Consider the following 14,459-nt stretch of genomic DNA (forward strand, 5'->3'; position numbering starts at 1 on the left):
CTATTCCCCTACTCCCCTACTCCCCTACTCCCCTACTCCCTGCGAGCATCATGCCTTACCAATCCCCAATTTCCCCCGGCCGTTCCTGGTACGAGGACACGGCGGGACCGAGGCCCGAATATCCCGGACTGGATGGCGACCGGACATGCGATGTCGTCATCATTGGTGGCGGCTTCACCGGGCTGTCGGCGGCGGCGCATCTGGCCAAGGCAGGCACCAATGTCGTGCTGATCGACGCGTACCGCTTCGGCGATGGCGCCTCCGGGCGCAATGGCGGGCAGCTCGGCACCGGCCAGCGCGCCTGGGCCGAGGACCTGGAATCCGAGTATGGCCTGGCCCGCGCCAAGGCGCTGTTTGATCTTGCCGAAGAGGCCAAGGCGCATCTCCTCGAATTCACTGCCGCCAACCAGATCGATATCGACTATATGCCGGGCCAGCTCTCGGTGGCGCACAAGCCCCGCTATGTCGACGACTACAAGGCGCATGCCGAGATCATGGCGAGCCGTTTTGCCTACCCGCATATCTCGTTCATGGATGCCAGGGAGACGGCGGAGCGGTTGGGCTCGACCGCCTATTTCGGCGGCACGCGCGACACCGGCACCGGCCACATCCATCCGATGAAGCTGGTGATCGGCACGGCGCGGGTGGCAGCGCTTGCAGGCGCGCAGCTGTTCGAGGGGACGCCGTCGACCGGCATCATGTCCAGTGGCGGCAAGGTCAAGGTTTCGACACCGAGGGGGACGGTGACGGCGCAAAAATGCCTGATAGCGGTCAACGCCTATGGCGGCGCGCTCGAGCCGGTAAGTGCGGCGCACATCATGCCGATCGGTTCCTTCATCGGTGCGACCGTGCCTCTGGGGGCAGAGTCAGATGTGCTGCCGGGCGGCGAGGCGGTCGACGATTCGCGCTTCGTCGTGCGCTATTTCCGCAGATCGAAGGACGGGCGGCTGCTGTTTGGCGGACGCGAGGTTTATGGCGTCAACGATCCGAAGGATATCCACATTCACATCCGCCGCCAGATCGCGGAACTCTACCCCGCACTCAGGGATGTCGAGATCACGCATGGGTGGGGCGGCTATGTCGGCATCACTGTGCCGAGAAAGCCTTTCGTGCGCGAAGTGATGCCCAATGTGATCTCGGCCGGCGGCTATTCCGGCCACGGCGTCATGCTGTCGAACTATTTCGGTAAACTCTATGCTGAAACCGTTGCCGGCAACCGCGACCGGCTGAAGCTGATCGAGGATCTGAAAATCCCGCCGTTCCCCGGCGGTCGGCGCTTCCGCACGCCGCTGCTGTTCCTGGCGCTCAACTGGTTTGCGTTGAGGGACAGGATCTAGCCGACCGACCTGATGTAATATTGTAATATTCATTGTAACATTTGTTGCCCGTGCGACGCATTGCGCAATTTCCCGCAAAGGCGCAGAATCCCCTATAATGGCGTACTGATGCCACAATCGCAGGCGAAAGCTGCCGGTTCTGGGCGATTGTTCGGGGATTGTTGCGGGACTGCCCGCGTTGTTTTTGGGACCTATGCGGATCAGACGCCGGACTTCCGGCACCGACTGAAAGAACGTCGGCCCGCTTATGGAGGTGGCAAGAGTGAGAGAGCCCTTCAGTTTCGGTACGCCGGAACGTCGGCGCTTTGCCATGCAGTTCGGATACGACATGCGGCCGTCCTTCTGGCAGGAAGTCCGTTCGAACTCGCATCTGGTGATCGCCGCGATCGGCACCGCCGCGTTGCTTAGCGTCGCCGCCGTGGCGCTGTGGCTGGCATTGCCGGCCAGCGACAGACAAGCGGCAGCGAGCCCCGAACAGACCATTCCAACGGTTCCGGTGAAAACAACGAAAATAACCCCGGTTGGGGCTGCGGTCGCTGCGGCATCCGTGCCGCAGGCGCGCAAGTCCGACGCGGTTCCAACAACCGTGGCGGCCGCGCAGGCCAACATCCCCGCACTCGCCGCCAATGACCCGCGCTGGACCGGTTCCCAGCCGAAGGACGCAACCACGTCCGATTCGACCGCTCCCAAGGCAGCGGACAAGCAAGCGGCGGCATTCGCACAGCCGGCAGCCGCTACCGATGCCGCCACCGAACTCGCCAAGGTAGCCGCGCCCAGCGCAGCCGCGGGCAACCACCCCGACGGCGCACAAACCGCCGCCATCCCCGCGGTGCAGCCGCAATCGCCGGCTCAAGAGCCAGCGGCAGAGGGGGATGACAGCCAAGCCAAGGCGAAGCCAAGGAAAGCCGCAGCCGCCGGAACAGGGCGCATCCTGAGGGCCGTGACCATGCGAAGCGGCCCGAAGAAAAATGCCGCCGCCATCGGTACGGTGCCAGCCAAAACCTCGGTGCAGGTGAAGAGCTGCAAGCAATGGTGCCAGATCACCTACAACGGCAAGACCGGCTGGGTCTACAAGAGTTACATCAAGACCGGCGCGTGACGCCTGGCACTTTCAGATGCAGCGGCCGCCATCGACCTCCAGCGCCACGCCGGTGATGAAGGCGGCTTCGTCCGAGGCCAGCCAGAGTGCGGCATTGGCGATGTCGAGCGGCGTCGAAAGCCGGCCGAGCGGGATCGATGCGCGGAACTTCTCGCGGATTTCGGGCGTGTCGGCGCCCATGAATTTCTCCAGCATGCCGGTCTCGCCGGCAACCGGGCAGAGGCAGTTGACGCGGATGTTCTTCGGCGCCAGTTCGACCGCCATCGACTTGGTGGCGGTGATCGCCCAGCCTTTCGACGCGTTGTACCAGGTGAGGCCGGGGCGCGGCCGCAGACCCGCGGTGGAGGCCGTGGTCAGGATGACGCCGCCGCCCTGCCGCTCCATGATCGGCACCACGGCGAGTGCCGCGTGATAGATCGCCTTCATGTTGACTGATGTTATCAGGTCGAAGGTGTCCTCGTCGACATTGAGCATGTCGCCGTTGCGATGGGTATAGCCGGCATTGTTGACCATGATGTCGATGCGGCCGAAGGCGCTTTTGGCGGCATAGACCATCTCGTCGAATTCGGAGCGCAGCGAGACATCGGTCTGGGTCCAGATCGCCGCTTCTCCGATCTCACCGGCGACGCGTTCCGCGCCCCTGGCGTTGAGGTCGGCGACAACGACCCTGGCGCCCTCCTGCGCAAAGCGCCTGGCGATGCCCTCGCCAAAACCCGACGCAGCACCGGTGATGATCGCAACCTTGTTTTCCAGACGCATGTTTTTTCCGCTCACTATTGGTGACGATCAACGGGCACGTCATTGGCGCTCATCCGCGCAAAGCCACGGCTTCTGACTGGATTGGCCGAAAGATGTGGAGCCATCGCTGATTTCTCCTTTGGCTTTCGCGTCGATCCCGCTCTATGCTGCAACTGCGAAGGCTTCCGGAGCCGCGCCTTCGACAAGCCTCCGGGTCATCGGACTGTCAAGGGGCAGGCGCATACACCCAGATGTGACACCATGGCACTGGAAAATTTAAATCGATTAGATTATATCAGCCGCGTCACAGCGACCGGCGTCAAAGCGGACAGACCATGACCAGCCAGATCATCCCCGTCGAGCCTTTCGACTTCATCATTTTCGGCGGCACCGGCGATCTGTCGGAACGCAAGCTTCTGCCGTCGCTCTATTATCGCCAGCGCGACCATCAGTTTTCGGAGCCGACACGCATCATCGGCACATCGCGCTCGAAAATGAGCGACGAAGAATTCCAGGCCTTCGCCAAACAGGCGATCTCCGAGCACGTCAAACCGGCCGACATCGACGCCAAGGAACTGAAGACTTTCCTGGCGCGACTATCCTACGTCTCGGCCGATGCGACGAGCGGCGCCGGCTTCGACAAGCTCAAGAAAGCGATCGGCGACAGCGACCGCATTCGAGCCTTCTACCTGGCGGTGGCGCCGGCGCTGTTCGGCGACATCTCGCACAAGCTGAAAGAGCACAATCTGATCACGCCGAACTCGCGCATCGTGCTGGAAAAGCCGATCGGCCGCGACCTCGATTCGGCACGCAAGCTCAACGACCTGGTCGGCGACGACTTCCACGAAAGCCAGATCTTCCGCATCGACCATTATCTCGGCAAGGAGACGGTGCAGAACCTGATGGCGCTGCGCTTCGCCAACGCGCTCTACGAGCCGTTGTGGAATTCAGCCCACATCGACCATGTGCAGATCACCGTGGCCGAGACCGTCGGCCTGGAAGACCGCGTCACCTATTACGACAAGGCCGGCGCGCTGCGCGACATGGTGCAGAACCATATGCTGCAGCTGCTGTGCCTCGTCGCCATGGAAGCGCCATCGTCGATGGATGCCGACGCCGTGCGCGACGAAAAGCTGAAGGTGCTGCGGGCACTGAAGCGCATCAACGGCAACGAGGCGCCAAAGCACACCGTGCGCGGGCAGTATCGCGCCGGGGCTTCGGCCGGCGGACCGGTGAAAGGCTATGTCGAGGAACTCGGCAAGGACAGCAACACCGAAACCTTCGTCGCCATCAAGGCCGAGATCGGCAATTGGCGCTGGTCGGGCGTTCCGTTCTATCTCCGCACCGGCAAACGGCTGGCGACGCGGGTTTCGGAAATCGTCATCGAATTCAAGCCGATCCCGCATTCGATCTTCGGCGACAGCGCCGGACCGATCTTCGCCAACCAGCTGGTCATCCGGCTGCAGCCGGACGAAGGCGTCAAGCAGTTCATCATGATCAAGGATCCGGGCCCGGGCGGCATGCGGCTGCGCCAGATCTCTCTCGACATGAGTTTTGCGCAGTCCTTCGACGGCCGCGCACCGGACGCCTATGAGCGGCTGATCATGGACGTCATCCGTGGCAACCAGACCCTGTTCATGCGCCGTGACGAAGTCGAGGCGGCGTGGAAATGGATCGACCCGATCCAGAATGCCTGGGAAAGTGCCAGGCAGGAGGCGCAGGGCTACACGGCGGGCACCTGGGGGCCATCGGCCTCGATAGCACTGATCGAGCGTGACGGGCGGACATGGCACGAGAGCAATTGAACAGCGCCGCCTACAGCTGGAACGGCTTCGCCGGGCGCCAGGAACTGGCGGCCGCCCTTGCAGGTCATGCTGCAGGCAGACTGACCAAGGCGATCGCCGAGCGCGGCACGGGGTTGCTCGCCGTCTCCGGCGGCACCACGCCGGCAAAATTCTTCGCCGCCCTTTCAGCGATACCCATCGCCTGGGACAAGGTGATCGTGACGCTGGTCGACGAGCGTTTCGTGCCGGCCTCCTCGCCACGCTCCAATGCCGGACTGGTGACCGCCAATCTGTTGCAGAACGCGGCCAAGGCGGCTCGTTTCGTGCCGCTCTATCACGAAGCCACCAGCATCGAGGATGCGGCCTCGTCCGATGATGCAGCGCTCCGCTCCTTGCCCTGGCCGCTCGATGTCGTCGTGCTCGGCATGGGGCCGGACGGCCACACCGCCTCGTTCTTTCCCGATGCCGACGATCTGGCGACGCTGCTCGACCCGTCTTCCGACAGGATCGTGCTGCCGGTTCATGCGGCAAGTGCGGGCGAGCCGCGGCTGACCCTGTCGCTGGCGCGCATCGTCGAAGCCGGCTTCATCGCGCTGCACATAGAGGGTGAGGACAAGCGTATCGCCTTCGACGGCGCGGTGGCGCCCGGGCCGCGAAAGCCAATCCGTGCCGTGCTCGACGCAGCGCATAAGCCCGTAGAGGTTTTCTGGGCCCCCTGAATCTCGATTTACTCTGGTCCCGGCAAACGGCGGGAGGATGTTTCCGGGACCTCGCCTGAAAGGACCGACCGCCATGACCGCCAGACGCGACATCGAAGCCATCACCGAACGCATCCGCCAGCGCTCAAAGCCAGGCCGCGAGCGTTATCTCGGCCGCATCGCCGAGGCATCGAACCGCACCGCCAACCGGGCTGTGCTGTCGTGCGGCAATCTCGCCCACGGCTTTGCGGTGTGCAGCCCCTCGGAAAAGCTCGCGCTTGGCGCCGACAAGGTGCCGAACCTCGGCATCATCACCTCCTACAACGACATGCTGTCGGCGCATCAGCCGTTCGAGACTTTCCCGGCGCTGATCAAGGACGCGGCCCGCGAGGCCGGCGGCATTGCCCAGGTGGCCGGCGGCGTGCCGGCGATGTGCGATGGCGTCACCCAGGGCCAGCCCGGCATGGAGCTGTCGCTGTTTTCGCGCGATGTCATCGCCATGGCCGCCGCGATCGGCCTGTCGCACAACATGTTCGACGCCGCCGTCTATCTCGGCGTCTGCGACAAGATCGTGCCGGGGCTGGTGATAGCCGCCCTCACCTTCGGCCATCTGCCGGCGGTGTTCATCCCGGCCGGACCGATGACGACCGGGCTGCCCAACGATGAAAAGGCCAAGGTCCGCCAGCTCTATGCCGAGGGCAAGGCCGGACGTGCCGAACTGCTGGAGGCCGAGTCCAAATCCTATCATGGGCCGGGCACCTGCACCTTCTACGGCACGGCGAATTCCAACCAGATGCTGATGGAGATCATGGGCCTGCACACGCCGGGCGCTTCCTTCGTCAATCCCGGCACCCCGCTGCGCGAGGCGCTGACCCGCGAGGCGACGAAGCGGGCGCTGGCGATCACCGCGCTCGGCAACGCCTATACGCCTGTCGGCCGGATGATCGACGAGCGCTCGATCGTCAACGGCATCGTCGGCCTGCACGCCACTGGCGGCTCGACCAATCACACCATCCACCTGATCGCCATGGCGGCGGCGGCCGGCATAGCCATCACCTGGCAGGATATTTCCGACCTTTCGGAAGCCGTGCCGCTGCTGGCGCGGGTCTATCCGAACGGCCTCGCCGACGTGAACCATTTCCACGCCGCCGGCGGGCTCGGCTTCCTGATCCGCGAACTGCTCGACGAAGGCATCCTGCATGAGGATGTGCAGACGGTGTGGGGCGAAGGCCTGCGGCCCTATGCGGTCGAGGCAAAGCTCGGCGTCGATGGCAGCGTGGTGCGCGAAGCCTCGCCGAAGGCAAGCGGCGACGAAAAAGTGCTGGCGCCGTTCAACAAGGCATTCCAGGCGACCGGCGGCCTGAAGGTGCTGTCAGGCAATCTCGGCCACGCCGTCATCAAGACTTCCGCGGTGAAGCCGGAGCGGCGTATCATCGAGGCGCCGGCCAGGGTCTTCGACAGCCAGCAAGGGCTGAACGATGCGTTCAAGGCAGGCACGCTGACCGGTGATTTCATCGCCGTCATCCGCTTCCAGGGGCCGAAGGCCAATGGCATGCCGGAACTGCACAAGCTGACCACCGTGCTCGGCATCCTGCAGGATCGCGGCCAGCGCGTCGCGCTGGTCACCGACGGGCGCATGTCTGGCGCCTCCGGCAAGGTGCCGGCGGCGATCCATGTGACGCCGGAGGCGGTCGAGGAGGGTCCTATCGCCAGGATCCATGAAGGCGACATCATCCGGCTCGACGCCGAAGCCGGCACACTCGAAGTGCTGGTGCCGGCCGGGGAGTTCGCTTTGCGCCGGACGGCGGATGCCGATCTCATCGGCAACGAGTTCGGCTTCGGCCGCGAGCTGTTTGCCGGCTTCCGGCAATTGGTCGGCCGCGCCGACCATGGCGCCAGCGCCTTCGGCACCGCTTGACGGCAGTTCTGCGTCGTTCATGAAAAAGGGCGGCACATGGCCGCCCTCTTGCGGTTGTGCATACGATTCTATTGCACGGTTAGCTCGGCTCGCTCGCCGGCCTTGACCGTCACGTTGCCTTCTTTCGAACTGTTGTCGGATTTCTCCGAAACGACGGCGTAGTCGCCCGCCGGGATCGCTGCCTGATACTTCTGGTCGAATGCATAGCCAAGCGACTTGCGGTTGCCGTTGATGTCCTTCTTGGCCTCGAAAATCTCGATCTTCGAGGCTCCGGGCGCGGTGATCGCCAGCACGCCGGCATTCATTGCGACCTTCAGATCCTGAAATTCGCCCACCTTGACGGTGAACGGCTGCTCGACGACGGCGAGATCAACCGTCGCAATCAACACATAGTCATCGGGCGGCAGATCGAATTTGCTGTCGGGTCCGTAGGCATAGGTCACCTCGTCCCTGGTTCCATCGATCTTCTTTTTTGCCTTGAGCACCTTGAAGCCGATGCCTGAACCGTCCGCCTTGTCGCCGCCCGCAGCATAGTAAGCATTGGCAACGACATGGCCAACACCGGCAACCATGTCCTTTTCCACGGTCTTGCCGGCAGCCAGCGGAATCGTCTCGGTAGCCACGCCCTGCCCGATCGTGACAGTCACCTTCTGGTCGCCGGCCGGCAACACGGCTTTCGTCGTCCCATAGAAGGTGGCGGGCATGTCAGCACCAGGATAGTCGATGACGACAGCCGCGCCATCGACGACATCCGCCCCCGCGCTCGGTCGCGGGTGGATGATGAGCGTGCCGGCATTCAAGTTGAAAAGCGGCTTGTAGACCTGGCCGGCCTCGATCTTGACCTTCTGCTCGGTCTTGGCCTGGCCGTCACTGGCCACGACGATATAGTCGCCCGGTTCCAGATTGGCCTTGTAGGCGCCGTATTCGGTGCTGACGTAGTCGCCGCGCGTACCGTCGGGTTTGGCCTTGTAGATTTCCCAGGCGTTGCCGTCGGTGACGGGATCGCCGCCCTCGGCAAGCACTGCTATCGGCAGGAAATTGAATTCCGGTTTGGCCGGCGCGGGCGCTGGCGCAGGAGCCGGTTCAGGAGCAGGCGCCGGCGCCGCCACTGTCTCGGCAAGCGCCGCCTGCAACGCCTTCTCGTCGGAGGCCTGGATGTACTTGCCGCCGGTGTTGTCGGCGAGGCAGGCGATCTGCCGGCCCTCATCGGCGGTCAGGCCGAAACCGACGACATCGGCGGTGAAGTCGACGCCGGATGCCTCGAGCTCCTTGCCAAGCGCGCAAGGGTCGCCCCCGCATGTTTCGAGCCCGTCGGTGATGAGCACGACGGTCGCCTTGTCCTCGGTGTATTTCAACGCCTCGGCCGCCTGCTTGACGGCAGCGGTCAGCGGCGTCTTGCCGAGGAATTTCAGGCTGTCGGCAGCGGCCGAAATGGCGCTGCCCGAACCTGCCTGCGGCGGCACGATCAGCTGGATATCGTCGCAGCTGCCCTTCTCGCGATGGCCATAGGCCATGAAGCCGATCTCATCGTCGCCGGGGACCGATTGAAGCACGGTTCGAAGCGACTCTCGGGCGATTTCGAGCTTGGGCTTGCCGTCGATCTGCGCCCACATCGAGCCGGACGCATCGAGAATGATGATGACCTTGTTTGCGGCGAAGCCGAAGGTCGTCATCGACAAAAGCAGGATCGCCGCAGCGACGCCCCGTGCAAGTCCCGCCATCGAAATCTCCTAAATCCGCCCCTGATCCGGGCGGCAAGCTATTTGACGCGGCGCCGGGACACAAGTCCGGGCAGCCAGGTGCGTCGGGCCCAAACCCAGCTTAACAAAAGTCGTGACGACAGCCAGTTCGGGGTGTCGGCAGTGCCGATGGCTTTCCATGATAGGAATTTTTTCTTGACTGGATGCACTCAGCTATGGTACATTTTTGCCTATGGTGCTGATTTGCGCCGGTGACCCGCCGCTCAGGCGGGTTTTTCGTTTGATGCACCCGTCAGCCAACGCGGCGGCGAAGGCTCCGAAAGAACCCGCTACCCGAATTCGCTACCCTGGCCCGATGCGCCGGGCCGAATGCCGAACTTTTCAGCGGAAGCGGAATTCAGTAGGTCGTGCGGCGCTCTTCCGAGGGCGGCCTGCCGAATTGCAGCCGGTAGCTCTGGGCGAAGTAGGAATGCGAGGTGAAGCCGGTCGCTATCGCCACATCGAGGATCGGCATGTTGGTCTGGCGCAGCAGTTCGCGCGCCCGCTCCAGCCGCAACCGCATATAGTAACGGCCGGGGGTGACGCTGAGGTGGCGCAGGAACAGGCGCTCGACCTGGCGCACCGAAAGGCCGGCGGATTTGGCCAGCTGTACCGCCGACAGCGGCTCGTCGAGGTGGTCGGCCATCAGTTCGACGATGCGCCTGAGCTTCTCCGACTTGCCGGTCAGGTCGCGTTCCGGTCCGACGCGCTGGCGGTCGCCGGCCGAGCGGATGCGTTCGTGCTGGAACTGGTTGGCGACGCCATTGGCGAGGTTCGAGCCGAAATCGCCGCGCACGATCTCCAGCATCAGGTCGATCGAAGTGGTGCCGCCGGCGCAGGTGTAGCGCTTGCGGTCGATCTCGAAGACATTGCCGGTGCAGTTGATGTCGGGGAAGCGTTCGACGAAGCCGGCGCGATTTTCCCAATGGATGGTGCAGCGATAGCCTTCAAGCTGGCCGGCCTCGGCCAGCAGGTAGGAGCCGACCGACAGGGCACCCAGCGCATTGCCGCGCCGACCCCAGCTGCGCAGTGCCGCCAGCACCTTGCTCTTGCCGGGAAATTCCGTCGTCAGCCCGACCGAGACGAAAAGGATATCGACCGGCGGCAGGTCGGCAACGGCGTAGTCGATCTTGAGCGGCAGGCCATTGGAAGCCATCACCGGATCGCCATCGGCCGACACCGTCGTCCAACCGTAGAAGTCGCGGCCAAGCAACCGGTTCGCCGACCGGAACGTATCGATCGCGGCAGCCAGCGAGAACATGGAGAACTTGTCTACCAGCAGGAATGCGAACTGCCGCCCGCCTTGAACGGGGTCCGTGATGACCGGCCGTTCTGAGGGAACACTGGGGTTCGGCAAAGCTGCGGCTTTCTGGCGGGTCAGAAGGACGGCCGTTTCAATCCGGCCGCTAGGTAGGCCGAGGCTAACGTATTGGCCATCAGCATGGCAATGGTCATCGGCCCGACACCGCCGGGAACCGGCGTGATGGCGCCGGCGGCCTTAGCCGCTTCGGCATAGGCGACATCGCCGACGAGGCGGGACTTGCCCTCGCCCTTTTCCGGCGCCGGAATGCGGTTGATGCCGACATCGATGACGGTGGCGCCGGGCTTCACCCAATCACCCCTGATCATCTCCGGCCTGCCGACGGCCGCGACAAGGATATCGGCGGTGCGGGCCAAGGCGGGCAGATCCCTGGTGCGGCTGTGGGCGATGGTGACGGTGCAGTTGGCGGCAAGCAGCAGGTTGGCCATCGGCTTGCCGACGATGTTGGAGCGGCCGACGACGACGGCGTTGAGGCCGGACAGGTCCTTGCCGCGCACCCGCTCGATCAGAAGCATAGAGCCGGCCGGCGTGCAAGGCACGAAGGCTGTCTCGAGTTCACCGGTGCCGAGCTTGCCGACATTGATGAAATGGAAGCCGTCGACATCCTTTTCCGGCGCGATGGTCTGGATGATCTTGCCGGCGTCGATATGGGCCGGCAGCGGAAGCTGCACGAGGATGCCGTTGATGGCCGGATCGGCGTTGAGATCGCCGATGATTTTCAGCAACGCCGGTTCCGAGGTTTCGGCCGGCAGCGTGTGCTGGACGGAATGAAAGCCGCATTCCTTGGCGGTGCGCGACTTGGACGCGACATAGACCTGGCTGGCCGGATCCTCGCCGACGATAACCACGGCAAGACCCGGCTTGGCCTGGCCCTTGGCGACAAGCTCAGCCGTCAGGGTCTTGACCGACCCCACAACGTCGCCGGCAACGCTCTTGCCATCAATCACTTCGGCCATGGACTACCCTCAACACCAGAATGCCCAAGCGCGTCGCTTGCGGAAGCGACGCGCTTTTCGATCTTTCACAGCGTGGCATTTTCACGAAAATTCCAACATGCAATCCCGCCAAAGCGCCGTCCCATGCCGTTTACGCGAAACCGGCATGTTTTTGTACGGCACAGCGCAGATTTTTGTGGCTCAGAAGTAGCGACGCCGCACGCGGCTCTCGGTCAGTTCGCGAACCGCTTCGCGGAATTCGCGCAGGCTGGCGCGGATTTCCTCGATTGGCGCTTGCTGCTCGGCATCCTCCGCGGCCCGCGACGGCTCCGCCGGTCGCTGATGAGGCTGAGGCGCCTGCTGTTGCGGGAGGGGCGGCTGTGGATAGGACTCGGAAGCAGGCTGAGCCGGATCGGGCTGCTGCCCCGCATTGGCGGCCGGCATCGATTGCGGATAGGGATAGGCCGGCGGCTGTGCGTAGCCCAAAGGCTGCGCGTAGGGATAGAGCTGCGGCCCGGAATATGGCCGCTGCTGCACCATGGGAGGCGGCAGTGGCGGCTGCGCCGTCTGCTGCGGATGGCCGCCGGGCTGGAAAAGCGGCGCCGGGTATGCTGTCGCGGCCGCCTGCCGAGGCTCGAAGGCCGGTGCCGACTGGGGATAAGCGCGGTATTGCGGATCCTGCATTGACCCCCCGTTTTCGGCAGAAGCCCATTCAACGGTATCGAACGGCTCCTCCCTGGACGGCCTGCGGGAGACGGACTTGTGCAGCCTCGACAGCAAGGCGCCGATCCGGCCGGGACCTTCGGCCGGCGAGACCTCGGCTTGCTGGACAGGTGGTGGCGCGGCCGGCGGTGGTGATGCAGGCGGGGGTGTCGATGGCTGCGGCGCAGGTGGTTGTGGCGGCGCCGGCGGCGGCGCTGCCCGATATGCCTTGTCTTCGTAAGGCGTCCGGCGTTCGTCCGTGCCATGGTCGCGACGCGAGCGCGAATTGGCGGTGTCGCGCAGGCTCTCATAGGCGCCACGCATGGCTCCGAGGCCAATGCCGGAGGCGAAACCCAGCAACAGGCTGGCAAGCGCGACCACGACCCGCGACGGCCCGTTCGGCTCGAGCGGCGCGAAGGCCTTCGAGATCACATTGATGTTGGCTGTGTTGATGTCCTTCTGCTCGCCGGTCTCCTTGGCGCGCAGGAGATACTGTTCGTAGACGGAACGCTTGGCGGTGGCCTCGCGCTCCAGTTCGCGCATCGACACGAGGTCGCTGTTGACGTCGCCGCTGCGGACCTTCAGCTGCGCCAGGCGAGAGGCAAGATCCTGTTCGAGCTGGACCGCGCGCTTGAGGTCGACCTGCAGCGACGAGCCGATGCGGCGCAGCTCCGAGGCGATGCGGTCGCGTGCGCCGGCAAGCTGGGCATTGAGCGCCTGGAGTTCGGGATGACGCGGGCCGAACCGAATGGCGGCGCGGTCAGCCTCCTGCTTGAGCGATGCATATTGCGAACGCAGATCGCTCATCGAGTTGGAGTTGATCTCCTCCGGCAAGGTGCCGGTGAGAACCGAATTGACGTCGACCGAACGCGCGGAGGCCGCCCGGGCATTCAGCTCCAGCGTGCGGGCGCGGGCAACCGACAGCTGCTCGTTGAGTTTCAGCATTTCGTCATCGCTGATGAGGTGGCCCTGCGCGTCGACAAGGTCGTGCGTGGCCCTGAAATCCTCGACCTTGCGCTCGGCCGCCTCGACCCCCTTGCGCAACTCGTCAAGCCTGGCCGTCAGTTCGTCGGTGGCGCGGCCTGCGGTGTCCGACTGTATCTGGCCGAAGGTCTGCAGGAAGACATCCGTCATCGTGTTGGCGATGAGGGCCGATTTCTCGCCATTCTGCGTGGTGGCGCTGACGGTGATGACGAAGGTCTTGCCGCCGCGCTCGACCGAAAGGCTCTCGGCCAGATTGCCGACAGCAAGCGCGCGGCGGCGGCTGTCGTCGACACCCCCCGGCCCGTCATTGCGCGACAGGACGGAGCGGATGAGCGACATGATGCTAAGGCCGCCGCCGCCTTGCCCATTGAATTCGGGGTCGTTGACCAGATTGAGCTTGTCGACGACCTTGTTGAGAACGGTGCCTGAGGTCAGCACCCGAACCTGGTTCTCGACGATGGCCAGCGTGGCATCGGAAGCGACGACCGACTGGGTGAGGTCGCGATCGGTTAGCTTCAGATCGCGCGGGTCGACGATCAGTTCGGTGGTGGCTTCATATTTCTTCGGCGTCGACAGCGCGATGGTGACGCCGAGCGCAGCGCCCAGTAGTGTCGTCGTCACGATCAGCAGCTTCGACTTGCCGACACCGCGCACAACCTGCATCGGGTCGATCAGCGGCTTCCACTGCTGGCTGTCCATGCCGTCGTTTCGGGATACCGACGCATCGCCTGCAGCGTAAGGCTCCGATGCATGATCGGCGCGCCGGGCGCCGGCGGTTTCGGCGGCACCAATTTGTGTCCGTGGCGTCGTTTGCGCGCGATATGATGACGAAGCTTGCTCATGATCCCCGTCGGTGGCGACCGGATCCGACAGTTTCGGGTTGCGCGCCTCGCGCTGCGAACGGGCGAGGCGATGACGGGTGGCGGCATCCTCGCGCCATGACGGGTCTGCCCGGTCGCCTATCGAGACCAGGGACGCGTCGGGTTCATCGCCGCGCACAGCCTGGCCAAGCGCCAGCAATGAGCGCTCGCGCTTCCAGTCCTCGCGGTTTTCCCTGTCGACCATCGTCTGGAACTTTACCTTTGGCGACCTGCAAACGGCGCTTGGCCATTCGTTAAGCCACGCTAAACAGGCATGGAAAACAAAAGGTTAATTTTCCCGCACCGAAGCGTCGGTTTCTCGCTTCGGTTGCATCTATTTTCGA

General features: G+C 64.1%; 10 protein-coding genes. 5 read left to right on the top strand and 5 right to left on the bottom strand.

The features are described from left to right. Nucleotides 1–50 precede the first annotated feature (50 nt). Nucleotides 51–1,337 (top strand): NAD(P)/FAD-dependent oxidoreductase, encoded by a 1,287-nt coding sequence (locus AC0L24_RS27275; protein WP_127807879.1) that lies wholly within the window; start codon nucleotides 51–53, stop codon nucleotides 1,335–1,337. Nucleotides 1,338–1,599: 262 nt separating this feature from the next. Then, on the top strand, nucleotides 1,600–2,436 hold the full coding sequence (locus AC0L24_RS27280) for an SH3 domain-containing protein (protein WP_127807880.1): 837 nt from the start codon (nucleotides 1,600–1,602) through the stop codon (nucleotides 2,434–2,436). A gap of 12 nt (nucleotides 2,437–2,448) precedes the next feature. Here AC0L24_RS27280 and AC0L24_RS27285 read toward each other — a convergent pair whose 3' ends face one another. Next, nucleotides 2,449–3,195: an SDR family oxidoreductase gene (locus tag AC0L24_RS27285; RefSeq protein WP_127807881.1), complete on the bottom strand. Its 747-nt coding sequence runs from the start codon at nucleotides 3,193–3,195 to the stop codon at nucleotides 2,449–2,451. A 314-nt stretch (nucleotides 3,196–3,509) separates the two neighbouring features. Here AC0L24_RS27285 and zwf point away from each other — a divergent pair, with 314 nt between their 5' ends. From zwf to edd, 3 genes are all read left to right on the top strand, one after another. Beyond that, nucleotides 3,510–4,979: a glucose-6-phosphate dehydrogenase gene (gene zwf, locus AC0L24_RS27290; RefSeq protein ID WP_127320684.1), complete on the top strand. Its 1,470-nt coding sequence runs from the start codon at nucleotides 3,510–3,512 to the stop codon at nucleotides 4,977–4,979. Next, nucleotides 4,961–5,677, top strand: a complete 717-nt coding sequence (gene pgl, locus AC0L24_RS27295) for a 6-phosphogluconolactonase (protein WP_127807882.1) — start codon at nucleotides 4,961–4,963, stop codon at nucleotides 5,675–5,677. Before zwf ends, pgl begins: the two co-directional genes overlap by 19 nt. 73 nt (nucleotides 5,678–5,750) lie before the next feature. Next, nucleotides 5,751–7,574, top strand: a complete 1,824-nt coding sequence (edd, locus tag AC0L24_RS27300) for a phosphogluconate dehydratase (protein WP_127807883.1) — start codon at nucleotides 5,751–5,753, stop codon at nucleotides 7,572–7,574. Nucleotides 7,575–7,642: 68 nt separating this feature from the next. On the opposite strand, the gene AC0L24_RS27305 is transcribed toward edd, so the two are convergent. From AC0L24_RS27305 to AC0L24_RS27320, 4 genes are all read right to left on the bottom strand, one after another. Continuing rightward, complete coding sequence (locus AC0L24_RS27305) at nucleotides 7,643–9,295, bottom strand: vWA domain-containing protein (RefSeq protein WP_473564401.1); 1,653 nt, start codon at nucleotides 9,293–9,295, stop codon at nucleotides 7,643–7,645. A 376-nt stretch (nucleotides 9,296–9,671) separates the two neighbouring features. Further along, a complete protein-coding gene (locus AC0L24_RS27310) occupies nucleotides 9,672–10,670 on the bottom strand; it encodes a GlxA family transcriptional regulator (protein ID WP_164748958.1) in 999 nt (332 codons plus the stop codon). A 20-nt stretch (nucleotides 10,671–10,690) separates the two neighbouring features. Further along, entirely contained in the window at nucleotides 10,691–11,590 is a 900-nt protein-coding gene (gene folD / locus AC0L24_RS27315; protein WP_127269251.1) for a bifunctional methylenetetrahydrofolate dehydrogenase/methenyltetrahydrofolate cyclohydrolase FolD, read from the bottom strand. Between the two features lie 180 nt (nucleotides 11,591–11,770). Further along, nucleotides 11,771–14,320, bottom strand: coding sequence for a GumC family protein (locus AC0L24_RS27320; protein ID WP_292632137.1), 2,550 nt, complete (start codon nucleotides 14,318–14,320; stop codon nucleotides 11,771–11,773). Nucleotides 14,321–14,459: the final 139 nt, after the last annotated feature.

This window comes from Mesorhizobium sp. WSM4809 (assembly GCF_055811655.1).

What these genes read in the sequence shown, in the direction of transcription:
- AC0L24_RS27275 (WP_127807879.1), top strand. Translation starts at nt 51, where the DNA reads ATGCCTTACCAATCCCCAATTTCCCCCGGCCGTTCCTGGTACGAGGAC.
- AC0L24_RS27285 (WP_127807881.1), bottom strand. Translation starts at nt 3,195, where the DNA reads ATGCGTCTGGAAAACAAGGTTGCGATCATCACCGGTGCTGCGTCGGGT.
- zwf (WP_127320684.1), top strand. Translation starts at nt 3,510, where the DNA reads ATGACCAGCCAGATCATCCCCGTCGAGCCTTTCGACTTCATCATTTTC.
- pgl (WP_127807882.1), top strand. Translation starts at nt 4,961, where the DNA reads ATGGCACGAGAGCAATTGAACAGCGCCGCCTACAGCTGGAACGGCTTC.
- edd (WP_127807883.1), top strand. Translation starts at nt 5,751, where the DNA reads ATGACCGCCAGACGCGACATCGAAGCCATCACCGAACGCATCCGCCAG.
- AC0L24_RS27305 (WP_473564401.1), bottom strand. Translation starts at nt 9,295, where the DNA reads ATGGCGGGACTTGCACGGGGCGTCGCTGCGGCGATCCTGCTTTTGTCG.
- folD (WP_127269251.1), bottom strand. Translation starts at nt 11,590, where the DNA reads ATGGCCGAAGTGATTGATGGCAAGAGCGTTGCCGGCGACGTTGTGGGG.
- AC0L24_RS27320 (WP_292632137.1), bottom strand. Translation starts at nt 14,320, where the DNA reads ATGGTCGACAGGGAAAACCGCGAGGACTGGAAGCGCGAGCGCTCATTG.